This is a genomic window from Bacillus cereus group sp. MS39, from assembly GCF_040448665.1.
GTDB classification, from domain to species: Bacteria; Bacillota; Bacilli; order Bacillales; family Bacillaceae_G; genus Bacillus_A; species Bacillus_A wiedmannii.
Window position 1 is genome coordinate 2,743,918 of the sequence record NZ_CP123058.1, and the last position, 23,904, is coordinate 2,767,821.

A 23,904-nucleotide genomic window follows, 5' to 3' on the forward strand; every position below is an offset into this window, starting at 1 on the left:
CTATTAACCCGTATGAACTGTCAATTATCAATAGATTCTACACCTTTAGAATTAGTCTTATTTAATACTTGAATATTAAATTTACTAGCTAGCATTAAAGTGATTTTATAAATAAAATATCCTACAATAGAACCTATAACGTTAAAAATCACATCATCAATATCAGTAATACGTCCCCATCCACTAAATAAAGACTCTGTTAGTTGTAATAACTCAATACTAATTGATATAGCTAAACCTAATAAAATAGTATTTTTAATTTTTTTGAATTTATCCCATATAATTGGTGCTAAAAATCCTAAAGGCATTAATAATAAAATATTTCCACCTACATTTCTTACGATGAGGCCAATCATAAATAGAACATCACCATCATAAGCAATTCCTATTTTATCAATATCTTTAATAATTGAAGCAAAGGGGATACTATTGATTGAAAGTCTTATATGCCCAAAACTAGTTGGAAAACCGATTGGAATAGGGAATAAAGTTATTGCAACAACCATACCAATATATATTACGAATAGAAAACTAATTAGTTCTTTCCACCAATTCACACCTTTTTTACTTTTCATTCCAATAAAAATACTTCGTACAATCAAATAACAGATAACTCCTACTATGATAAACACACTACCATTGATCATATACAAACTGTTAACACATCCTATCATAGTAATATTTTATAAATCTGCAGATATAAATATAATGTTCTTAAATTCACTTGTATAGAATTATATTTCATTCTAGAAAACATTTATTTATAAAATAAATGTTTTCTAGTTAAAATACTTTTCAAAACAAAAACAATCGTGAACTCGTTTAAATTGTTTTCTTATCTCTTCTTTATTTTCACCTGTATAATGAGCAAATGTTTGAACTGGATATAACTGATCAACGTTACTTTTCATTACACCTTTTATCTCGTCTGTATGATCGGAATATACATGTAAATATGAATCTACGTTTACAAATCCGTTCTTTTCATACCATTCGTGAACCCATAAATTGTCCCTAGTCCACGCTTCCAATCGATTTAGGTTAAGTTCTTTCGCTAACTTTTCTGCCGCATTTAATAGTTGATTAGCAATCTTCATTCTACGAAAATCCGGATGAACTGCAATATGCCAAATCATGCCGCCAAGACCAGTTCCTCTTGAACAAACTGCACGTTCTTCTAATTCATATTCGATATCTATTAAACCCACAATTTGATTTTCATATACTGCTACTAATTCAATAGCAGGATTTTCATATTTTTCTTTCTCTCTAAATACATTATCGTAATATGCTGTATCTAAAAAAGACAACACACGACAACGTACCCAACCAGCTTCATCCTCTTTTCTATACGCTCTAATTTCTATATCCATATAATTAAAAAGCTCCTTCTATTTCTGTCATTAATTTTTCGGGTCCTGCTCCTTTATTTGATGGAATAACTAATGTAATTCCTACACCTGGATATACGGCTGAGCGAAAACTGACTCCTGGATCATATCCCATTACATGATATTTGAATGTCTTGTTTTCTCTTGTTTCAATCCATATTCCATAGCCGTAAGACTGATTTTTATTTACTTGAATGTGCGGAGTTAAAAGTATGTTTGTATATTCTCGGCTTATGATTTCATAGTTAAATAACGCTTCCCAGAATTTCAGCATGTCTGGCGCAGTAATAAAAGCACCACCATCAGAACCACCTTTTATTGGTATAGAGTAGGCGTTTGTTCTCCAATTTTGGTTAATTTCGTCTTTTATATATCCTAGAGCTGTGTGTCTTGGTAATCTATCTAAAGAAAAATAGCCAGAATCATTCATACCAATTGGATTGAATATGTTTTTTTCTATATACTCCGTAAATTTAAGTCCTGTCTGTTCTTCGATTATTAATCCAAGTATGATAAAACCTGCATTGTTGTAATGAAACTTACTTCCAGGTGCAAACATCATATTTCTGTTTTGGAATAATGGTAAGAAGTCTTTTAAATTTTTTAATAGATACATAGGAGTTTCTTTCCAAAGATCCTCAAAGTTATCCATAATACTTTCATCAAAATAATCCGGAATACCCGAACTATGCGTCAAAAGATGATGTATTGTAATATCTTCATTAAAGTTTGGAAAGTTTATACGTAAACACTCTTTTAACTTTGTTTGAAGAGTAATTACACCTTTTTCAACAAGTTGACAGATACCGATAGCAGTGAATATTTTACAACCGGAGGCAATTCCGAACCTTGTTTGTAGCGTATTATTTATACATTCATTGCGATTTGCGTAACCAAACGCCTCTTCATAGACTAAGCCTTTTTCTTCTTTTACTAAAATTACCCCAGAGAAATCTATATACTGATGCATTTCTTTTACAATGCTGTCTATTTGATCTTTTGTTTTCATTACAAAAACCACCCTCGTTTATCAATATTGTTCACCTTTCTTATATTTCCATATATAGGAGGGTAAACCCTCCTATTGAATACCGTAAATCAAAACCAAGATTACTATTTTGAATTGATTGACTCAGAGGAATGCACTTTAGACTGTGATGGCAATAAAATAAACACACATAATATGATAGTTATAAGCAGCATTACCAGTGAGCCTAAAATAACCACAAGTTGGATAGAAATAAATTGAGTTGCGACTCCGAACAAAATCGTAATTAAAATGGTGATGCCCGCAATCACAAGCCCATATATACTCCCAATCCGTCCCATCATATGGACAGGTATATTATTTTGATAAAAGGTATAAAATCCTGTATTTGCATACGCCATAGAGAAAGATAAAATAAAGAATCCGATAGCAGCTATTAAAAATTCATTTGAAAAAGCATAAATTAAATAACCGATTGCTATGAATAATGATCCTATTCTAATTAAAAATGAAGGCGATATTTTTTTGGATAAAATTGTATTTGTTATAGCTCCTAAAATAAACCCGGCTCCAGCGATACTAACTAAAAAGCCATATTCACTATCTGTTAACAATAAAACTTTTTTCGCAAATGACAATTCAAGTGAATCAGTTGCGGCAACTAAAACCATCATCCCTTGAAATAAGAAATACACAAAAACGATATATAAAGATTTTTTACTGAAATTTAAAACGATGTTCCAATCTTTTTTTAGTACAGCTAAAGATAACTTATCATTTGACGTAGTAATATCGGATTTTTTATCAAGATTAGGTAACAGCAATGTAATTACTCCTGATAAGAGAAATGCTATAGCATTTATATATATAGCAAACTCCGGTGTACTTGCTATTAACAATACTCCCGCTATCGCTGGACCAATTAAAGATGCACCAGATCCTATTAAACTACGTAATGAGTTGAAACGTTGTCTTTGCTCTACTGGAACTAATTTCGTCATATATGTCATAGCAGCAGGCTCATAAATCGCATTTGCCATACTAATAAAGAATACGAATACATAAACAACCCAAAGTGATGGAAGTAACGGTAAAATAGCGATAAATACCGCACGATATATATCGAGGTGAATCATTAACTTCCGTTTATTTAAACGATCAATCATACTTCCTGACCAAGCGTTTGTAAATAAAGCGGCTAATGGTTTAATTACATATAAAGTAGCAACAGCTAAAGCTGATCCCCCCATATTATAGACAAGTACATTTAGTGCTATTAAGTAAATCCATGCCCCTAAATTCGCAATACCAACTCCAGACAGTAGTAAAAATGGATATTTCCAATCTTTAAGTAAGTTTTTCATTTTAGGCCCCCGCTTTCCAAATTGTTGTGAAACAATAAAAAAATCCCACCCCCAAGACTTTTAGTCTTAGGGACGAGATTTATCATCGCGGTGCCACCCTAGTTTGTTAATATGTCGCCATATTAACCTTATCAGGTACTGCATTCTAATTCATGCTTATACCATAGCTCTATAACGGGAGCTCCCGTCACACTATCCCCTAATAAAAGGTTCCGATGTGCTGCTCAGAGGCTTGGTTCAATAAAGAATTTTTACTCCTTTTCAGCTAAATGGAGCTCTCTGTGAAAAATTCATTTTATTTACTCTTCTCTTCACTGCATTTGATTTTCCCCATATTATCACAAGTTTATTTAACTGTAAATATAAAATAATCAGATATTTACCGACATGTCACTGGTGATTATCTTATTTATTATTTTTTCAAAAAATTACGGTGCGTGAAATTACTTAAATCTATAAAAAAAGAGCCTATTGTATATAGACCCTTCACATTGCCCAAATTAATTTGTATTCGCCTCTGCTAACGGTTGTAACGGTGGTTCTAATTCTAGTTCTAATATATCGCCTTCTTGTATATCATGTCCCTTTTCAATGCTTTGACTCGTTACATAGCCCGTACCTGTAGTTTTTAAATCTAATTTTAATAGTTTAGAGAAATACATAACATCACGCATGGACCAACCTTGTAAATTTGGCATTTTTGCGTTATTCCCTAGTAGAAATATACGATCGCCTTCACTCATTACTTCGCCAGACTGCGGATATTGTTTCATTATTTTTCCTTCTCCTAAAATTATCGGTTGTAGTTTCTCCTTTTTTACACTATTCTCTACCGTATCCATTGATTGATTGACATAGTTTTGTACTTTTAATTGGGATCGTTTCGTTGCATCTGCCATTTGTATTTCTGTATATGGTTTCACCTTTAAATATTCAAGGCCATTTTTCATAACTGGTTTAAATATTTCAGCAAGCGGCTGAGCTCCATATTCGTCTCCTTTTAACTTTGGTTGCTTAATAGCTAAGTATACAATTAACTCTGGATCATCAATTGGAGCCATTCCTAAAAATGAAAAAATATAATTCTCTTTTCCTTCCATATATCGTCCATTTTCAGGATTCGGAATTTGAGCTGTTCCTGTCTTACCTCCTATTGGATAACCATCCACTTTATACATTGTACCAGTACCTTTTGAGGACGTAATAACACGCTCCATTAAGTTCCTTACCTTGTCCGCTGTCTCTTTTTTTATTGGATTCCCAATTTCTTTCGGTTGATTTTCCATAATAACTTGTTTGTTTGTTGGATTTACAACTTTGTCAACGATATATGGTTGCATCATTTTCCCGTCATTTGCTATAGCAGTAGCTGCTTGGATTAATTGAATGGGAGTTACTGTAGAACCTTGTCCGAAAGAAGATGTCACTTGTTGAATTTGTGTATTTAATAATAAAGTATTTTTACTTTCACCAGGTAAATCTATTCCGGTTTTTTGGTTGAATCCAAATTTTTTCATGTATTGCTTAAATTTATCCGGTTTCAATAACTGATCTTCTAAAATAGAAAAAGCTACGTTTGATGACCTTTCAAACCCTTCATCAAATGTAATAGATCCCCATCCAAACCCACCGTTATGATCTTTAATATCAGATGAACCAACTGAATATTTTCCGGATTGGAAATATTCTTTCCCGTTATATACCCCTTCATTAATTGCAGCAGCTAACGTAAATACTTTCATAGTTGAACCTGGTTCAAATGCATTTGCGATTGGGTCATTTAAAAAATATTCAATATCGCCTTTATTAGGATTAAAACTTGGTTTACTAGACATCGCTAAAACTTTCCCTGTCTTTGGATCCGCTATGATTCCTACTAACATAGAAGGATCATAGTGATCTTGTGCCTTATTCATCGCTTCTTCTAAAAAACTATTAATTTGTTTATCAAGCGTAAGGTACACGTTATTTCCATTTTTAGCGGGTTCTATTTTTCCTATATCATTTGTAAGGGGGATGCCTTTTCGTGCTCCCACATATTCTATTTTCCCATTTGTCGAGCGCAAATATTTATCCAGACTCTTTTCAAGTCCGAATTTCCCTTCTGTATTTCCTTTATCGTCAGGTCTAGCAAAACCAAGAATATAAGATGCAAAATCTTCATTTGGATACACTCTTGCTTTCTCTGGCATAAAAGAAACACCCGGAATTTTCATTTTTCTGATTTGTTCTTTCAATTCTCTAGATAAATTCCGACCAACTTTTCCGATTTCAACTTGCGTACGTCCATCATGAAATTTTTTTAATACGTCCTCTTTATCAATTTCAAGCGCATCAGCTAATTGCCTTGCGGTTTCATCTTTATTTTTCACTTTATTTGTTCCTTTTAAATTCACAACAACACGGTAAGTTGTGGAATCTTGGACTAATACTTTTCCAGCTTGATCATATATTGTGCCACGATTTGCTTCCAAAACACCCTTTTTATTATGTTGTTCAGTTGCAAGGTCCTTTACATCTACATTATGGACGACCCCTACTGCTTGAATATAGAAAAAACGCAAAAGCATAATAAGAAACAAAACAATAAAAGCAACCATAAAATACCGCGCGCCTTTATTCGTTTGAAGTTTATGCATATTTATCCCCTTTCTTTCACAATTAACTACTGCAGAGGTGTGCTACAATTATGTAATTTTTGTTTTCAATACTATATGTTTCGAACTTTTCCTTTTAATTCCTTTAAATCGTTCTGAAAGTAGCTGTTGTTTCTGCTTTTATTTTTCTATTTACAGTACGGTGCGTGAAATTTAAGAATATTCCGTCATAAGATGGTTAACTTATACAAATTTAATAGGAACTTATGATGCTAATTCCGTTGTTCTTTCGCCACTCTTTTCATACGCATACCCTTATCTTGTGCATAATAAAAAAGTTCCCTTCTGGATTTCCAAAGGAGAACTTTTTAACAAACCTATAAATAGTTATTTATAAAAATTAAGCTATATGATTATATTTCGCTAAAAAAGGAATTCGTTTCGCCACCAATACGTACATTTTAAATACAAATTTCGCTATCGGTTCAAACATACGTGTACTTCGCACTACTAAACCGCTCGTAATAAATGTTAAGAAAGCTGCACCAAGTATATCTAGAGGATAATGAACTCCTACGTACATACGTGATACACCAACTAATACTGCCCAAATAAGAGCGACATATTTAAGTTTTTCTCCTCTAAGTAAAAATACAAATGCGATGGAAAATACAAGTACAGAGTGATCACTAACAAATGATGAGTCTGCTGCATGTGGTACTAATTGATGTACATCATGTGATACAAATGGACGCGGATGATAATAAACCTCGTGTATAAGAACATTTACTAGTAATGTAATAATAACTGAAAGTGTCGTATATAAAACTGTATATTGTTTTATTATTGCATTCTCTTTCTTTCCATTATTAAACCATAAGATAAACATAAATAGAATGGCTACATATGCAGCGCTATTTGTAATAGCAACCATTAGCGTATCTAATAGTTTGGACGATCCAGCAAAACTATTAAACCATTGAAATACTGTGTAATTCATAATACTCTCTCCTTAAATAAAAGCATTCTTGATTTACACAGTATACAACATCAATATGAAAATGGGCTTAAACTTTTCTCATCTAATTCTCATTTTATTATTACTCATTTGACAATATTGAGACTAATTATTACGACTAATTATGTATAAAGCTGAAAAACCTTTAAAACAATACGAATTACATACTTTTCATATGTAGAATACATAACATTGTTACTTAAATATAGTAGTTGCGAAATCGTATTTTTAATACATACGAAGTGCGATATTACCAAATTGTTCTCCTTGTTCCATACGACTTAACGCCCCAATGGCTTCTTCTAACGAATATACTTTATCAATAATTGGTTTAATCTTATGTTTCTCAATAAACTTAACCATTTCATTAAATTCCTCACGGCTACCCATAGATGTCCCCATAATATCGATTTGGTTATAAAATAATGCACGTAATGGCAATTCAATTTTATCTCCTGAGCTTGCACCAAAATTAACAATTCTCCCATTTGGTTTTAATACATCAAAATATTGTAAGAATGTTGCTGGACCTATACTATCGATTATTAAATCTACTTTCTCTCCGCGTAAACTCTCTTCCCAATTTCCAGAACTATTAAAAGAAAAGTCTGCGCCATATGTTTCGGCAAACTGTCTTTTGTTCTCTACCCTTGATGTAACACTTACTTTTGCGCCAATTGCTTTCGCAAATAACATCACAAATGTCGCTACACCGCCGCCTATTCCCGGAATTAAAACATGTTCTCCACACTTCAATTTACCCTTTGTAAAAAGCGCTCTATATGCTGTTAATGCCGATAAAGATAAAACTCCAGCCTCATCCCAAGTAAGATATGACGGTTTTGCCACTACATTTTCAGCTGGCACAATAACAAATTCAGCAAACGTCCCATCTTTCGGTCCACCTAACACCTCTGGTAAATCTGGTACTTCGGCAATATTTTCCCATCCAATGCTAGGATTGATAATAACCTCGCTATTTAATAAATTATTTGAAACACCTTCTCCGATTTCTGTAACAATTCCTGAACCATCTGACCCTATTACTAACGGCAGCTCCATTTCTTTTCTATTGTATATAATAAATAAATCCCTATGATTTAATCCTGCAGCTTTTAACTTTACTTTTACTTCACCGGCATTAAGATTTGTTTCAGGTAAAAATTTATATTCTAATCCTTCTACCCCTTTTTTATATTGATGTACAATAGCTTTCATTGTTTAATTCCCCCTTAATATTTTCAATGTACTAGAAATATCGAAATAAATAAAATAATCCGTCTCCAATAATTAGAAATAATGTATATCGTTATGACAAAAGAAAAAATCCCTCCCTATAAATAACGTAGGAAAGGTTTTTAAAATTTTTTAGATAAGAATCTGTAATTTTAGTTTTTTTGAGTTTTGGCCAATTCTAAAATTCTTTGAATAAACGGTGCCTTTTCCTTTGTATATGAAACACGATCAAAAGGATATGTAGTTGCAAGTTTCTCTTTTAATTCTCTATATTCTTTACGTGCCCATTCATGTTTTATTAGAAAGTCTCGAAATAAAAGATTGTTTTTCCATTCGTCACTATTATAAATATAAACATGCAAATGATGGGTACCAGCTCTCCATTTTCCCTTTCTAAAAAAACGTCGATTAGGTGTTTCTTTTGGAACATACTCATATCCAATATTTAATAAATCTTCAATCCACTTTTCAGTAATTTGTAAATCCGTTACGCCAATCATCATATCAATTAGAGGTTTCGCTCCTAATCCTTGTACAGATGTGCTCCCTATGTGTTCAATAGCGATACATTCTCCTCCAAATAATGAAATAAATTTCTCTTTTTCTATTCCATACTCTTCATACCAATCTTTTTGATATGGTTTAATAACGATTTGTTGTTGCATATTGTTCACCCTCTTATAAGTGTTTATTATTATATTTATAAAATTTCATGTGATTAACATAGGATTTTTACAAAATATGTCGAATACTGAAATATACAACTTAATTATAATAAATGTGAGGTATATTATGAAAGATATTCCAGTTGAAATTCAATTAAATCAAGTAACATTCCAATTAAAAGAACATCATAATTTTGATTGGCTTATGAAATTAGGAACCGTATTTGCGGTTTTTGACCAGCAAGATTCAGGAAATCTATCTTTTGGTGTAGAAAAAGATGGTCATAAGAAATTTATTAAATATGCAGGGGCACATACAATTGCATATAATGGAAAGACCAGCGATGCAATTGATAGATTAAAAAATTCAGTTTCCTTATATGAAGAATTAAAGCATAAGTCACTTATACAATTAATTGAACATTTTCCCGTTCAATCTGGATATGTCTTAATTTTTGATTGGTTTGATGGCGAATGTCTTCATTCACATTGGAGTTTCCCGCCTCCTGAGAAATATAAAAATCCAAACTCTCCTTATTATAAATATAAGCATTTATCTGTTTTGGAGCGAATTCAATCCTTAAATTCTATGTTTTCTTTCCATACATATGTCGAAAAGGAAAACTATGTAGCAATAGATTTTTATGACGGTAGTATTTTATATAATTTCCATACAAATGAGACGAAGATTTGTGATATTGATTTGTATTCTAAAAAACCATACGTGAATAAAATGGGAAGATTATGGGGTTCCTCGCGTTTTATGTCTCCTGAAGAATTTAAGCTAAACGCTATGATTGATGCAAGAACAAATGTATTTAATATGGGGGCGATGGCTTTCGAAATTTTAGGAGGTGGAAAAGATCGTTCCTTTACAAAATGGGAAGCAAGTAGGAATTTATATGAAATAGCGTATCGTGCTGTAAATGAAAGCCGAGCTGAACGATATGAATCAGTTAAAGTATTTTATGAAGAGTGGATAAACGTGGCAAATGCTGAAAAGATATAACCTATATTATTAAAAACATAAAGTTTCTACTATAATCATGTATAATACATATAAAATGGAAATTCAAAATAACGAGGAAAATATTATGAACTTTGTTTATATTAATCAAAACGTATTAAATAATCTTCTTTACATTTTAAGTAGTATATTTATTTTTTATTTTATATATGATAGCGGACGCTATTTAAAGAAATATAAAAAATTACTTATTATCCTTTGTACGAGTATCCCTCTTATTTTATGTATGCGCTATCCAATCTATATGGATGAAAATTGTATTCATGATTTAAGACAAATACCAGTTATAATAGGCACACTTTATGGTGGCTTCCCTGTTGGTATCATTTTGTTTGCTATTTTATTAATTACAAGATTTTCATTTTATGGATTTAGTATGTTAACAATACTAGTTTATGGCACAATGTTTATCGTTACAGCATTCGCATCCGCAAAATTTAATAAGTATAATAGAAAAATTAAAGTAGCTTATGGAATGTTTTTAACATTTTTTCTAGCAATATTTACAACTGTAATTGTATTAACTTTATCAGATTTTGAAGTGAATAATTTGTACATTATTTATTTCATAATATTACCAACCATTTTGATGTTGTTTGTCATTTATTTTAATGAAGTTTTAAAAGATGCAGTATGTATGCGATCGAAGATGATTAAAATGGAAAAAATGGAGATTGTTAGCCAACTTGCTGCTAGTATATCGCACGAAGTAAGAAATCCCTTAACTGTCGTAAAAGGATTTACTCAACTTTTAAAAACACCTAATTTAACTCCAGAATCAAGAGACGAGTATATTGAACATATACTTGAAGAGTTACATCGTGCACAAGGAATTATTGATGATTATTTAACGTTTGCCAAACCTGCTTCAGAAAAATCAGATCATATTTCAGTAGAACAAGAGTTAACTCGAGTTATTAATATGATCTTACCTTTATGTAATATGAATACAATACATATTACGAAAGATTTCTCTAGGGCATCAATTGTTGGTAATAAACAGCACTTTCAACAATGTTTTTTAAACCTAATAAAAAATAGTATTGAAGCAATGCCTAATGGTGGTACTTTACATATCTCCTCATCTATTAGTAATAATAAAGTTATAATACGAATTGAGGATAGCGGAATTGGTATGTCACAAGAGCAAATAAATCGATTTGGCGAACCCTATTTTAGCACAAAAACAAAAGGTACAGGATTAGGTACAATGGTTGCTGTTAAGATTCTTGAAACGATGCAAGGTAGTTTAAAAATCCGAAGCCTCGTTAATAAAGGTACAACTTTGACAATTACATTGCCGAAATGTAATACGAACTCATCTGAAAACAAATAAAAAAGGAGCATAATTGCTCCTTTTTATTTGTTTCGATACATAAGTATCTTCTATGTTTTTTTAGTTTACATTTGTGGAGACTAATTAGAAATTAGTACCCTCCGCCCCAGCAGCTGCATCCAACGATAATTAATAAAATAAATAACACAACTAGTAAAGCGAAACCTCCACCAAAACCACAAGAACCACCGTAACTCATATTTTCTCCTCCTTTTGGTTTGAAAACTAATAGGTAGTTGATCATTTTAACTGGTTCGTATTATACATTATGTGAATATCCCTTTTTTGAGCATGTCTACATAAAAATAAGTAAAAGCACTCATTTGAGAGTGCTTTAAAATGGATACCAAAAGTTTTGAAATACATGTAACTTTAAATATACTGCAATAATTAAAATAAAAACACCTACAAATAAAGCAATGAAATCCCCTTTTTTCGCTTTATTTGTATAAAACCATGTACGTTTATCCTTCTTTCCAAATCCTCTTAAATCCATTGCATTTGAAACTGTATCGATTCTATCTAGTGAATGAATAATTAAAGGCCAGAAAATTAAGACACGGTTTTTTATACGAATCCATAAACTTGCTTCTCCTTTTTCAAAAGCTACTCCTCTCGCCTCTTGCGCATGTTTAATAACTTTATATTCGGACTGAATATCAGGTATATAACGTAATGCAATATTTATTGCATATGTAATCTTATAATGAATTCGAAATTTACTTAAGCTACTCACAAATTTGCTTGGATCAGTCGTATATATAAAAATAAGTGTAAATGGTAATAACGTAAAATATTTTAATGAAAGTGTAGCTGCATAAAATAATGTTTCATATGTAATTGTTGCATATCCGATATGTAAAAACGAAGTATATGATTCGGTTAATTCAGATCCATGAGTTGGTGTAATAAATAAAATCATGACAGAATTTAATAAACTAAATGTAAATATAACAGTAAAAACAAGGAAAATTTTACGAAATGGGATTTTAGCAATAAGTAGTCCGATACATCCAATCATAAATACAAATAGCAATATACGAAAATCAAAAAACAAAAAAGTAAGTGTCATACAAAAAATAAATAACAACAATTTCACTGCTTCATCCATGCGATGAAAATATGTACTATACACCTTCCTCCCTCCTAATATCCTCAAAATAATGTTCCATAAACCTTTCAGGATATGAAATCTCACTAAATTTAACTAGTTTCAATAAAGAACTTTCTCTTAGGTTCGCCCTTTGTAACGTTTCTGTATCCCCTAATACAACGGACGCGGAATTATTCGCAATAATTTCCCCTTCATCTAGAACAATCGCTCTGTCTGCATATTCTAAAGCGAGATTCATATCATGTGTGATAAAAATAAAAGATATTCCCTGTACAGCTAGTTTTCTAATAAACGACATAAACTGTTTATAATGATAATAATCTTGTCCCGCTGTCGGTTCATCTAATATGATAAGTTTCGGATTTGCTATTAGTACAGATGCAATCGTTACTCTCTTCTTTTGTCCATAACTTAATGCCTGAATTGGCCAATTTCGAAATGGATACAAACCACAAAGTTTTAATGTTTCTTCCGCTCTAAGCTTAATTTCTTCCTTTGAAAACTTTTTTAATTTTAATGAAAATGAAACCTCTTCTATAACAGTAGGTTGTGTAATCATATGATTTGGATTTTGCATCACATAACATATAACCTCACCACGTTTACGAATAGACCAAGAATTGATATTTACTTCATCAAATACAATCCTATCATTTTTTGTTTTGTTTATGCCTATAAGACTATGAGCTAATGTTGATTTACCGGCTCCATTATGGCCCAAAAGTGCTACAATTTCACCTTCATATATGGAGAAATTTACATTGTCCAATACTTTTTGTTTATTAGGATAGGAGAATGACAAATTCTCTACTTTCAATAATTCTTTTTTTGTAGGAGTACCTTTAAAAGAAACTTGCTTCTCCATCCACTCATTTATTACGCTACGAACACTTTCCCTTTGAAGATTTTCAAGTGGGTAGTATATTACGTCATTATTACCATCAAACTGCAATTTCTTTAATACTTCTACGTACATAGGCTCTCTTAAGCCGATAGATGGTAATATATTTGACGCTAAAATCTCTTCTGGTGTCCCTATCGCAACAATTTCCCCTTCATTCATTAAAATGATTTTATCTAAATCCAGGTTTAACATTTCTTCTATTCGATGTTCAATAATTACAATTGTTTTATTATATTGTTTATGTATGCCTTTAATAAGTTCTATCGTATGTAAACTACTTGCTGAATCTAAATTTGCTAACGGTTCATCGAACAATAATATATCAGCATTTGTTGTTAACAAACCTGCTAAAGAAACAGTTTGTTTTTGCCCTCCTGATAATTCATGTGGACTTTGTTTATGAAAAGCATGCATCTTTACCTTTTTTAATGAGTCCGAAACAATCTTTTTCATATCATCTTGATTTACACATTCATTTTCTAAATAAAAAGCTACGTCCTCTTCTACTGTAAGACCAATAAATTGAGCATCTTGATCTTGCAAAATTGTTCCTACCTGTTTACTCAGTTCAAAAACACTCTCTTTTCTCGGGTCTTTTCCGGCAATTAAAATATTACCAGTACTAATCCCTTCATAAGAAAAGGGGATTAGCCCATTTATACAATGAGCTAACGTTGACTTCCCTGAACCACTTCGTCCAGCAATTAGTACTTTTTCTCCAGGGTATATATGAAATGTAATGTCTTTTACAGTAGGCTGCGCAGCATGTTCATATTGAAAGCTGAATTGTTCAAAAGAAATGATTGGTTGCATGTTAACATCCCTACTTTTCAATTTTTAAATGTGTATGTTTCTTATTAGATTTAGCTAGACCTATTGTAATTGGCAATCCAAGAACTAAAAATACAATAACATCAGCAATTGTTGCTCCTAATACTTGTATAATAATTTTGTCAAATGGTTCTCCCATCACAATAACATCGAATGCCCCAGCAAATATAATAGCAATGACAATACCAATTAACCCAGTAATAGCTAAATAAGAAATATCCCGCTTATTATACGCCCCGTTTTTCACACTAAAGCTAAATCTTTTTTGAATGAGTCCCATTGCAAAGCCGATAATGCCTGAACTAATAACCCACCCCCACCAAATACCCCATCCAGCGATTGTATCTGTTACGGTATGACCGATAAGTCCTATTAAAAGTCCTGCCACTGGACCAAATAACGCTCCAAAAACGGTTAAAATAGCTAATGCAGGTTTAATAAATGTATTGGGTGCAATAGCAAATCCCCAAAGTCCTAATATCCCGTATAATGCTGCTCCAATTCCGATTGCTACTACTAACTTTGTTGATAATTTGTTCATTACAATTCCCCTCCCGTATTAGTCAACTTTTATTACTCTATATTTATTTTGAAAATGAATTATGCATCGACACTCCCTTTCTATACAACAAAAAATGACCCCTTACATAAGAGGTCATTTTCTTCACGTTCAAGAATCCTCTTATCTTCCAAAAAACACATCGTGTCCTCTGCGGAATTAGCACCTTCCTATAAATTTATATAGGGGTTGCTGAGGTTTCATAGGGCCGTTCCCTCCACCTCTCTGGATAAGTATTAATTTGTAATTCGTATTATGGCACTAATAAGTATAAATTTCAATACTTTTCTAATTATTTTTATTTTTCGTTTAACGGTGCGTTTAAATCATTGTATCCTTATCGGAATTGTGAAATAATGAATTCAAGATAGTTACGGGAGGAATGTACGATGAAAGTAATCGGTTTAATTGGTGGACTAAGTTGGGAATCTACATCGTTATACTATAAACATATTAATACACTTACACTCTCTCAATATGATCAAAATGCGAAGCTTGTTTTATATAGCATGGACTTTGGTGAAGTAACTACTTTATTACAAAATCATCAATATGAAGAAGTGAAAAACGAATTAGTCACAGTTGCAAAAAAGGTTGAAAAATCCGGAGCTGATTGTTTATTAATGTGTTCCAATACGATCCATTTATTTGCTGAAGAAGTAGAAAATGCAATATCTATTCCACTTCTTCACATTGGTGATGTAAGTGCTAAAGAAATGGTAGAACAGAATATAAAGCGTATCGGACTATTGGGTACGAAACAAACGATGGAACAAGACTTCTATAAATCACGTCTAGCAAATTTTAATATTGAGACAATCATCCCGACTGAAGAGGATAGAAATTTTATTCATCATGTTATTTTAAATGAGTTAAGTAAAGGAATTATTTCAGAAACATCAAAAGAAAAACTTTTACAAATCACAAACTCATTAATTCAAAACGGCGCAGAAGGTATATTGCTAGGCTGCACTGAAATACCATTGCTCATTTCCCAAAACGACCTTACTGTACCTGTTTTTGATACCGCTTTTTTACATGCAAATACTGCTGTGCAGTTTGCAGGATAATAATATAAAAGCATAGAGGATTAACCTTTATGCTTTTATATTGTCTAAACTATTTATTTAAAAGAGATGTAATCACTGCAATTGCTTTTTTTGAACCACCACATTCTAAAAAACTATCATTCAGTTTTCGTATACCATGCTTATACTTTTTATTTGAAAGAACATCTGTTACCGCTTCTTTTAACGTTTGCACATTAACATTCTCTTTCAATAACCTATGTGCTGCTTCAAGTTCAGTTAATCTTTGCGCTATCATTGGTTGGTCTTTATCATGTGGAATGATGACAAATGGGACATTGAAATAAATAGCATCGTGTACGCTGTTCATGCCGCCATGTGTAATAAAAACATCTGCTTCACTTAATATTTCTGATTGGGGTACGTATGAAGCAATTATAAAATTGTCTGGAGCTTTCTTAATTTTAGAACGATCATTTCTATCACCAATTGCCATTACAACTATTCCATCAAAATCCGAGAAAGTATCAATACACGTATTAAAGAATGGTTCAAGCTCTTCAAGCAGTGTCCCCATTGAAATATATATAACTTCTTTACCTTTAAGCAATTCAAGTGGAAACTCTACATTTGTTTTACGATTTGAAATACTAGGACCAATAAAAATGTTATTTCTTCCAAATAAATCGCTATTAGGTTGAAAATAGCGACTTGTGTACACAAGAGTAATATCTCCCTTGTTATGCATAAATTGAAGATTATTTTTAGGCGTTACTCCAAATTCATGTTCCATTTGATATAGTAACTGTTCAGAAATTTTATCAGGTTGGAATGGTATTTCTGCATTTGGATGAAAAGGTAATGTTTCCAAAAAATTTTGAGGAATTAAAAATATAGGAGAAGAAACTATGCCTGGAATATGTAAATACTCCTTTACTAACTCTCCAGCGCCAAATATATCATAAATTACGAAATCAAAATGTATGTTTTCACATAATTGTTTCGTAATTTCTAATATATATAAAGAAGTTTGAACATGTACACGAAAGAAAGAATTCAGCCCATCTGGAGTTTCAGAATCAATAGAAATCTCCTTTAATAAATCTGGATGTGTATATACAGTAGCTCCCAAATCTTCAATTCTGCCTTTAAATTGTTCTGTCGTAATATAATGTACGTGATCACCTCGTTCAGTATAGGCTTTGACTAAACTTAATGTAGGATTTACATGTCCCTCTGCTGGAAAATTAACCACTAAAATATTTAGCACTTATCTCTCACTCCTTACATTTCAATACTCTTATTAATCATACTGTAATTATTACCGTCAATCTTCACCTAATAGTCCTAATATGCTTGCGACTTTAGGTTGATAAATAATTGTTAGTGATTAAATTAAAAAAGGCATCTACATAAGTAGATGCCAAACCGTGATAAGGAGTGTTCTGTGAGGTTAGAATAAGCTTTTCAGCTTGTCCTATGCTATCAATATATGATTTATTTTATAAAATGTGAATAATTGATAGAATGATTTTACCTCTCTATCACCCATTTTGAACCTATTTCTAAATAAGTCGACTCTAGTTTCTGTACTATTTCATATGTTTTAACCTTCTTGAGAGCTATCTATTTTTATAGTTTCTCCAGTCAATCTCTTATTTTTCAATTCAAAATAAGCATCTAAAACTTCTTTTCCAATATCAGAGTTAATACCAGATTTATCATTAATAACCCACGGCACAACTACAGAGAATGCTACTTCAGGATTATCATACGGCGCATATCCTGCTAACGTTAAATTATAACATTCTCTTCGCTCACCTTTTTCATTTCTTCCAATATCACTTTCTCCACCGTATACTGTCTGTGCTGTCCCTGTTTTACCTGCTGGCTTATAAGATGCTTTTTGGAACGCCCTTACTCCTGTTCCATCACCTTCTTGGAATACCTTTCTAAATCCTTCTTTTACTTGATTTATATATTCCTCTTTCATATCTATCTTATTTAAAACGATTGGTTCTACTGCATGCACCACTTTACCAATCTCATCTTTTTGCGACGTTTGCTCTCTTACCTCTTGAACAATTTGTGGCTTCATTCGATATCCACCGTTTGCGATTGTTGAAATATACTGTACAAGCTGAAGTGGCGTATAGGTGTCATACTGGCCAATTGAGTAGTCTAGTAAGAAACCAGGTTGATTATCTTTTTTACCAATTTGTCCAGCTGTTTCATTCGGTAAATCAATACCCGTTGGAACACCTAATCCAAATTGCCTGAAATAATACCTCATTTTATCAAAGTACTCCTGTTTAATATTTAATGAACTATTTTTTACATAATCTACACCTGCAATTTTTAATGCTGTATTAAACATATAAACGTTTGAAGAGACTTGTAACGCTCTTAAATCATCGATATTTCCAAACTCTTTCCAAGACTTTTTTTCCTTAGTTCCTTTAAACTTCATAGGTGCATCATAAAAATAAGTACCTGGTGTTATAGCTTTCGTTTCAAATCCAGTTAAAACTGTCGCACCTTTAACTGTTGATCCAAGCTCATAAGAACTAGTCATTGTGCCTAATGCATAGTCTTCAACTTCTGTTTTTCCGTCTTTTTCTACAAGTCTTTTCCCAGCCATGGATAATACTTGTCCGTTTTTCGGATTCATCATTACAACGAAAGCACGGTCCAACATGGATTCTGACGCTTTATATGCCTTTAATATTTTTTCAATACTTTCTTCTACTTTCTTCTGTAATTCCATATCTATTGTTAAAGTTAAATTCTTACCGCTCTTTCCCTCAGAAACGGTTTCCGTTCTAATTGTATTACCTTGTTTATCTGCAACGCTTCTTACTTCTTTTTTTGTACCATGAAGTACATCTTCATATTGCTGCTCGATATAACTTTTTCCAACCCTATCATTTCGGCTATAATCACGTACCAAGTAGTAATCTAATCGTTCACTTGGTAATCCTTCATCGGAATTAGAAACATTTCCAAGAACAGATCGGAATAATCCATCATTTACATACACTCTCTCCCAATCCACCGATACGTCTACACCTGGGAGATTCGCTAAACCTTCACTAATTATAGTAAATTCCTTTTCACTAACATCTTTTTTAATAATCTGAGGAGCCATTTGATAACCAGAAGTCATCTTACTTTTAATAGCTAACACTTTTATATCTTTCTCTGTTAATTCCTGAAGATTTTTATCTGTAACCCGTTTTCTTTTTAACTCTTCTATTTTTTTATCTAGCTTCTTGCCGCTAATATCCTTTTCTCTAAATGTATCTATTTCTTTTTTCGATACTAGATTTTCAGCCAGTTTCGGATTTAATTGCATCCAAAAATCTTTCTTATCTGTCTCATTTAACTTATCTATATCTTCTTGCGGCATTTCAATTATGTCTACAAGTTGTCTCGCGGTTTTTAATATATCTTCTGATTTTACACCTTTCATCTTTGTGTACGTGATCGTGCGTAAAGATGTATTATCAACAACTGGATTCCCTTCTCGATCAAATATTTTTCCACGTGGGACAGATAGGCTCACAGTTGCATTTTCTCTCTTTTCTACTTCATTTTTATAAGTCTCTCCATCGAAAATTTGCACTTTACCTAACTGTATAATCATTGCAGAAAATAATAAAAATACACAAAGAAATAAAATATTTAACCGCGTCGGTATTGCTCTACCACTTTTTTTCTCATGCTTTTTCACCTTGTCATAATCTCCTTCTTACAGAATTCCTAATAATAATTGAATCTATATATTAAAAGTAATGCACATTTTCTATACAGTACTTTGCACAAATATTAATATACTGATAAAAACTTAATAGAAATTAAAACAAAGGTTAAGAAAAGGTAAAGTTTACTAAATTAAATATAAAAATCCCCAATAACCGAAAGCTTAACTTTTGGTTATTGGGGATTTAGTAATTTAAGAGTTAATAATTGCGTATTGATTCGAATCTATCATCATAATTTGATAGAGATTTTTCACTCTGAGCTTTCGGCAAGTAAATCGTTACTGTTGTCCCGACTCCAACTTCACTCATAATACTTATATTCCCTTGATGACTTTCAATGATTTTATAACTTAACATTAATCCGATACCGGTACCTTTTTCTTTCGTACTATAAAAAGGCTCACCTAATCTCTTAATTCTATCTTCAGGTATCCCTATTCCTTCATCAATTACATGAATAATGACACCTTCATCGTTTATCTCTTTAATATGAATTGTAATTTTCCCGCCATCTGGCATAGCTTCGATTGAATTTTGCAAAATATTAATAAACACTTGTTTCAATTGATTTTCTGAGCATTCAATGCTTATGTCTTTGTTGTCTGCATATAGTTCCACTTGAATATTCGTCATAATTGCTTTTGTATTCATTAACGATACGACATTATTATAAATTTGATAAATATTTTTTTGTTCTGTATTTATCTCATCTGTTTTAGCAATTGATAAAAACTCTTGAAGAATCGCTTCTATTCTTTCAATTTCAGAAAGCATTAAATCAAAATATTTTTCTTGATCTTCTTTATTAATTTGAAATAACTGTATAAACCCTTTAATGACAGTTAATGGGTTCCTCACTTCATGAGCCACACCAGCTGCTAATTGACCAATTGCTGCAAGTGTATCTGATTTATTTAGCAATTCCTCTGTCTTTTTCCGTTCTGTAATATCGCGTACAATGATCATAATTTTATCATGTAATAATGGTAAGCATCTAGCTTCAAAGAAATCGACACTCCCATTAATTGTAAGTGGATATTCAACAATTACATTCGTCCCTTTTTCCTTCACTTGATGAATTGCTTCCTGAAATTGCTGTGCTACTGGAGATGGTAATACTTCGAAAAACTTTTTTCCCATAAAAGCTTGTGCCGGTACGTAAAATTTCGAAGGGGATCCTGCTTTATAATCTATAATTGTGCCATCATCTTCTGTTAAGAAACATAAATCTGGTAAAGCCTTAAAAATTAATTCCAATTCAGACGTTTGTTGTTTTAACTGGTCTTCTATCGCTTTTAAATGTGTAATATCTACTCCGACAGCCCAGTAGCTATATCCTGTTACAGGAAACTGTTCTGATATATTGGACCACATGATTGTTTTTATTTCACCATTTTTACATGTTAAGTGCATTTCCCAATCTCTGAAATTTTTTCCACAAGTTAAAAATTTCGTTTGTATTTGATGACGATAATTATGATCTGGGTACAATAATTGTAGGGCATTTGGATTCTCTATTATTTCTTCAGCTGTATAACCTGTTACAATTTCACACTCCCGATTCCACAAAACAAAATCTCCATTATAATCAAGCGCATCAACCATAACAGGCATGTTTTGTAAAATCGTGTGCAGTTCCTCCTCTTTTCGAGAAAGCAACGTTGTATTTTCACTTTGAAATACCTTCGTTGCTCCATCTATAATTAGATTTGAAAGCATTTCAAAGTATTTTTGACAATTGAAAATGTCACTTTTGTTTGACCATACTACAAAAGATCCTAAATGTTGATTGTATAAAAAAATGGGGATTTCAATTTTGGGAAGTTTACATATTTTCATCTCATTTATTCCAAAAGAAAATATACATTCTTTTTCAGCATCAAGAAGTTGATGTGATATGTTGGTTAATTTATAAAACTGTTCTGCCATGGTTTCTATTGTACTCACATCAATAAGTTCCATTAGCCGCGCATTCATTCCTTTTTCACCTCAATATGTAAAATTAATACAAATTCAAAATTTATACTTCTCCATTATACGAAGAATGTGCCTTTAGGTATATAGCTGCAGAATAATTATTCGAACAAATTTTATTTTTCAATTAAAAAGAGAAGAATTTACGTATAAAATGAAACTTTAATCACTATGTATTCCATCAAACACCAATTTTAATTTGACAAGCAACCGAAAACGCGCCCTCATGCATAGATTTAACTATGACAATAGCATTATTCATATCGCTTGTAGTAGTATAAAAACACAAAAAATATAAAGTAATAAGGCTTCTATGAATCTCATAGAATACCTTACCCCTAATAAAAAGAAAAAAAGAATCCATTTGGATTCTTTTTTTCTTTTTATATTACATTACATATTTATATAAAGCATGTGCAACACCGTGTTCTTCATTTGATAAAGTTTCGTATTTACACATTGCTTTTATTTCTTCGACTGCGTTCCCCATTGCAATTGATATGTTTGCTTTTTCCATCATGGATACATCGTTTAGCCCATCACCTATCGCTACAGTATTTTCAACCGGAATATTCAGATGTTCTGCTAAAGTATATAATCCATTTCCTTTTTGGGCATCTCGATGATTAATCTCTAAATTATGCCAATATGAAGATGTAATTGCTAAATCAGTATTATGCAGAAACGCTGCTTTTAACTTTTTTAACTTTTCTATGTCATAAGAAAATGGTAAAAGCTTATGCACATGTATTTCTGTTTCTACAATTGGTTTACAACTTTCTGCACTATGAAATGCTGTATGTTCAAGATATAATGCTGCAATCGTTTCTAACTCTTTCAAATCAAAATCTTCTTTTGAATTCTTCACATATTCGATCTCATTACGTACACTCTCTACTCCATAATCTGGTACATATACACCTTTATTAGTATAAAGCTGATAATATAAGCCATTCTCTTCAAGATAGTCCACAATCTCAAGTGCCTGCATATTTTGAATTGGATATCTCTTCATCATTTTATTATCTTTATATATAAGCGCACCATTTTCCGCAATAATTGGACACTCTAAATTAACTTCTAACAACAATCTTTCAATGTCGACGATAGAACGTCCTGTACAAATTGCTACAACATGACCCGCTTCCTGACATTTTCGAATTGCTTCTGCATTCTCTTTACTAATCATTTTATTCCCCGAAAGAAGAGTTCCATCTAAATCAATTGCGATTAATTTCATTATTCCTTCACCACTTTCTATAAATACACGAGCTCATTATAAACAATAGGTATCGTTTTCATACTGATTTCGTGAAGTACTCCTTATTTATAATTTATGAAAAGCGTTTCAGGTCAAGAAATAATTAAAAATAAAATCAAAAGCTTTTCTTTTTAAAGAAAAGCTTTTGATTTTAAACTATGAACTATAACTAATATATTTCGTCTCACACATGTACACATTCTTTTCTTCAGTTGGGACATATATTTTAAACTTTTCTAAACGTTTTCCGTAAATATGAATAGTGACAACGCTTTCATTTTTACCTATTTCAAGAATATGACAATCAGCTGGTGGAATGACTTTATCTGTTTTTCCTTCTCCCAAATAAAGATTTCCTGTATGTGTTAAATAAACAAGTGAATTTTCAAGCTGCTTAGTTTGTATAAAGTTTTGCACCATTATCCTCCCTGTAAAAACGCCTTCTACTCCCCATGTACCATCATGATCATGTAAAGGTGTAGATTGTCCATCTTTCCATACAAGAGCTAATACTTCAAATCTCTTTAAAGGATCTTCATATAACAAGTGTCGTGCGTATTGAGCCGAATTAGCCTTCTGTTTTTCTAACGGAAGCCATGTTTTCTTTTCTAAAAGTTCTTCTAATAATTTTTCAATCGCACAAACAATTTGATCTTCTAATAAATTACTATCCATTAAATCCGTTACAGCTTTAATAAATGTTTGAAACATTTTACTTCCATTACACGTTAACATAAGTATCCTCCTCTACTCTTCTTTCACACACTTCCATACTATAAAACACACCAGAATTTTACAATTGAGAAATAAAAAACAAGGTACATTACAATGCACCTTGCTGAACGTT

Annotated in this window: 20 protein-coding genes, 1 riboswitch and 1 other annotated feature; of the genes, 3 read left to right on the forward strand and 17 right to left on the reverse strand. The window is 31.9% G+C overall.

The window, feature by feature from the left end:
• Window positions 1–20 precede the first annotated feature (20 nt).
• From QEP67_RS14575 to QEP67_RS14610, 8 genes are all read right to left on the reverse strand, one after another.
• Window positions 21–674, reverse strand: a complete 654-nt coding sequence (locus QEP67_RS14575) for a VanZ family protein (RefSeq protein WP_071742476.1) — start codon at window positions 672–674, stop codon at window positions 21–23.
• A gap of 105 nt (window positions 675–779) precedes the next feature.
• Window positions 780–1,373, reverse strand: a complete 594-nt coding sequence (locus QEP67_RS14580; protein WP_000350622.1) for a GNAT family N-acetyltransferase — start codon at window positions 1,371–1,373, stop codon at window positions 780–782.
• A gap of 4 nt (window positions 1,374–1,377) precedes the next feature.
• Window positions 1,378–2,400: a serine hydrolase gene (locus QEP67_RS14585; protein WP_000849941.1), complete on the reverse strand. Its 1,023-nt coding sequence runs from the start codon at window positions 2,398–2,400 to the stop codon at window positions 1,378–1,380.
• Window positions 2,401–2,504: 104 nt separating this feature from the next.
• A complete protein-coding gene (locus QEP67_RS14590; protein WP_353706297.1) occupies window positions 2,505–3,743 on the reverse strand; it encodes an MFS transporter in 1,239 nt (412 codons plus the stop codon).
• A 65-nt stretch (window positions 3,744–3,808) separates the two neighbouring features.
• Window positions 3,809–4,067: a binding site (T-box leader), on the reverse strand.
• Window positions 4,068–4,243: 176 nt separating this feature from the next.
• A complete protein-coding gene (locus QEP67_RS14595) occupies window positions 4,244–6,382 on the reverse strand; it encodes a penicillin-binding protein (RefSeq protein WP_353706298.1) in 2,139 nt (712 codons plus the stop codon).
• A gap of 358 nt (window positions 6,383–6,740) precedes the next feature.
• Complete coding sequence (locus QEP67_RS14600; protein ID WP_048566335.1) at window positions 6,741–7,340, reverse strand: undecaprenyl-diphosphatase; 600 nt, start codon at window positions 7,338–7,340, stop codon at window positions 6,741–6,743.
• Window positions 7,341–7,586: 246 nt separating this feature from the next.
• Complete coding sequence (locus QEP67_RS14605; protein ID WP_000644537.1) at window positions 7,587–8,576, reverse strand: zinc-binding dehydrogenase; 990 nt, start codon at window positions 8,574–8,576, stop codon at window positions 7,587–7,589.
• Window positions 8,577–8,746: 170 nt separating this feature from the next.
• On the reverse strand, window positions 8,747–9,259 hold the full coding sequence (locus QEP67_RS14610) for a GrpB family protein (protein WP_001187285.1): 513 nt from the start codon (window positions 9,257–9,259) through the stop codon (window positions 8,747–8,749).
• Between the two features lie 127 nt (window positions 9,260–9,386).
• On the opposite strand from QEP67_RS14610, the gene QEP67_RS14615 reads away from it, so the two are divergent.
• Window positions 9,387–10,268: a protein kinase gene (locus QEP67_RS14615; protein ID WP_353706299.1), complete on the forward strand. Its 882-nt coding sequence runs from the start codon at window positions 9,387–9,389 to the stop codon at window positions 10,266–10,268.
• An 85-nt stretch (window positions 10,269–10,353) separates the two neighbouring features.
• Window positions 10,354–11,622 (forward strand): HAMP domain-containing sensor histidine kinase, encoded by a 1,269-nt coding sequence (locus QEP67_RS14620; protein ID WP_001012276.1) that lies wholly within the window; start codon window positions 10,354–10,356, stop codon window positions 11,620–11,622.
• A gap of 91 nt (window positions 11,623–11,713) precedes the next feature.
• Here the strand turns inward: QEP67_RS14620 and QEP67_RS14625 are convergent, their stop codons facing one another.
• The 4 genes from QEP67_RS14625 to QEP67_RS14640 form a co-directional block, all read right to left on the reverse strand.
• Window positions 11,714–11,821: a YjcZ family sporulation protein gene (locus QEP67_RS14625; RefSeq protein ID WP_000120182.1), complete on the reverse strand. Its 108-nt coding sequence runs from the start codon at window positions 11,819–11,821 to the stop codon at window positions 11,714–11,716.
• Between the two features lie 135 nt (window positions 11,822–11,956).
• Window positions 11,957–12,757 carry an energy-coupling factor transporter transmembrane component T gene (locus tag QEP67_RS14630; RefSeq protein ID WP_000287571.1) on the reverse strand — a complete coding sequence of 267 codons (801 nt, stop codon included), beginning with the start codon at window positions 12,755–12,757 and terminating at the stop codon, window positions 11,957–11,959.
• Window positions 12,750–14,453: a DUF3744 domain-containing protein gene (locus QEP67_RS14635; protein WP_341056419.1), complete on the reverse strand. Its 1,704-nt coding sequence runs from the start codon at window positions 14,451–14,453 to the stop codon at window positions 12,750–12,752. The genes QEP67_RS14630 and QEP67_RS14635 overlap by 8 nt, the downstream gene beginning before the upstream one ends.
• A gap of 10 nt (window positions 14,454–14,463) precedes the next feature.
• On the reverse strand, window positions 14,464–15,012 hold the full coding sequence (locus tag QEP67_RS14640; RefSeq protein ID WP_061671993.1) for an ECF-type riboflavin transporter substrate-binding protein: 549 nt from the start codon (window positions 15,010–15,012) through the stop codon (window positions 14,464–14,466).
• A gap of 138 nt (window positions 15,013–15,150) precedes the next feature.
• A riboswitch (SAM riboswitch) is annotated at window positions 15,151–15,266 on the reverse strand.
• 153 nt (window positions 15,267–15,419) lie between these two features.
• On the opposite strand from QEP67_RS14640, the gene QEP67_RS14645 reads away from it, so the two are divergent.
• Window positions 15,420–16,100: an aspartate/glutamate racemase family protein gene (locus QEP67_RS14645; RefSeq protein WP_000864384.1), complete on the forward strand. Its 681-nt coding sequence runs from the start codon at window positions 15,420–15,422 to the stop codon at window positions 16,098–16,100.
• 49 nt (window positions 16,101–16,149) lie between these two features.
• Here the strand turns inward: QEP67_RS14645 and QEP67_RS14650 are convergent, their stop codons facing one another.
• The 5 genes from QEP67_RS14650 to QEP67_RS14670 all read right to left on the reverse strand — a co-directional run bounded on the left by QEP67_RS14650 (window position 16,150) and on the right by QEP67_RS14670 (window position 23,792).
• Window positions 16,150–17,328, reverse strand: coding sequence for a macrolide family glycosyltransferase (locus QEP67_RS14650; protein WP_353706300.1), 1,179 nt, complete (start codon window positions 17,326–17,328; stop codon window positions 16,150–16,152).
• Window positions 17,329–17,664: 336 nt separating this feature from the next.
• A complete protein-coding gene (locus QEP67_RS14655) occupies window positions 17,665–19,791 on the reverse strand; it encodes a penicillin-binding protein 2 (protein ID WP_061671995.1) in 2,127 nt (708 codons plus the stop codon).
• A gap of 229 nt (window positions 19,792–20,020) precedes the next feature.
• Entirely contained in the window at window positions 20,021–21,799 is a 1,779-nt protein-coding gene (locus QEP67_RS14660) for a PAS domain-containing sensor histidine kinase (RefSeq protein ID WP_000994060.1), read from the reverse strand.
• A gap of 385 nt (window positions 21,800–22,184) precedes the next feature.
• Window positions 22,185–23,036 (reverse strand): Cof-type HAD-IIB family hydrolase, encoded by an 852-nt coding sequence (locus QEP67_RS14665; protein ID WP_064057198.1) that lies wholly within the window; start codon window positions 23,034–23,036, stop codon window positions 22,185–22,187.
• Window positions 23,037–23,213: 177 nt separating this feature from the next.
• The gene (locus tag QEP67_RS14670; RefSeq protein WP_064449400.1) at window positions 23,214–23,792 is read right to left on the reverse strand and encodes a cysteine dioxygenase family protein; all 579 of its coding nucleotides are present in this window, start codon (window positions 23,790–23,792) and stop codon (window positions 23,214–23,216) included.
• Between the last annotated feature and the right edge of the window lie 112 nt (window positions 23,793–23,904).

Excerpts from the sequence above, each read along its gene's own strand:
- QEP67_RS14670 (WP_064449400.1), bottom strand. The coding sequence starts at position 23,792 with ATGTTAACGTGTAATGGAAGTAAAATGTTTCAAACATTTATTAAAGCT.
- QEP67_RS14620 (WP_001012276.1), top strand. The coding sequence starts at position 10,354 with ATGAACTTTGTTTATATTAATCAAAACGTATTAAATAATCTTCTTTAC.
- QEP67_RS14595 (WP_353706298.1), bottom strand. The coding sequence starts at position 6,382 with ATGCATAAACTTCAAACGAATAAAGGCGCGCGGTATTTTATGGTTGCT.
- QEP67_RS14605 (WP_000644537.1), bottom strand. The coding sequence starts at position 8,576 with ATGAAAGCTATTGTACATCAATATAAAAAAGGGGTAGAAGGATTAGAA.
- QEP67_RS14645 (WP_000864384.1), top strand. The coding sequence starts at position 15,420 with ATGAAAGTAATCGGTTTAATTGGTGGACTAAGTTGGGAATCTACATCG.
- QEP67_RS14635 (WP_341056419.1), bottom strand. The coding sequence starts at position 14,453 with ATGCAACCAATCATTTCTTTTGAACAATTCAGCTTTCAATATGAACAT.
- QEP67_RS14640 (WP_061671993.1), bottom strand. The coding sequence starts at position 15,012 with ATGAACAAATTATCAACAAAGTTAGTAGTAGCAATCGGAATTGGAGCA.
- QEP67_RS14580 (WP_000350622.1), bottom strand. The coding sequence starts at position 1,373 with ATGGATATAGAAATTAGAGCGTATAGAAAAGAGGATGAAGCTGGTTGG.
- QEP67_RS14610 (WP_001187285.1), bottom strand. The coding sequence starts at position 9,259 with ATGCAACAACAAATCGTTATTAAACCATATCAAAAAGATTGGTATGAA.
- QEP67_RS14665 (WP_064057198.1), bottom strand. The coding sequence starts at position 23,036 with ATGAAATTAATCGCAATTGATTTAGATGGAACTCTTCTTTCGGGGAAT.
- QEP67_RS14625 (WP_000120182.1), bottom strand. The coding sequence starts at position 11,821 with ATGAGTTACGGTGGTTCTTGTGGTTTTGGTGGAGGTTTCGCTTTACTA.
- QEP67_RS14585 (WP_000849941.1), bottom strand. The coding sequence starts at position 2,400 with ATGAAAACAAAAGATCAAATAGACAGCATTGTAAAAGAAATGCATCAG.
- QEP67_RS14615 (WP_353706299.1), top strand. The coding sequence starts at position 9,387 with ATGAAAGATATTCCAGTTGAAATTCAATTAAATCAAGTAACATTCCAA.
- QEP67_RS14660 (WP_000994060.1), bottom strand. The coding sequence starts at position 21,799 with ATGAATGCGCGGCTAATGGAACTTATTGATGTGAGTACAATAGAAACC.
- QEP67_RS14575 (WP_071742476.1), bottom strand. The coding sequence starts at position 674 with ATGATAGGATGTGTTAACAGTTTGTATATGATCAATGGTAGTGTGTTT.
- QEP67_RS14600 (WP_048566335.1), bottom strand. The coding sequence starts at position 7,340 with ATGAATTACACAGTATTTCAATGGTTTAATAGTTTTGCTGGATCGTCC.
- QEP67_RS14590 (WP_353706297.1), bottom strand. The coding sequence starts at position 3,743 with ATGAAAAACTTACTTAAAGATTGGAAATATCCATTTTTACTACTGTCT.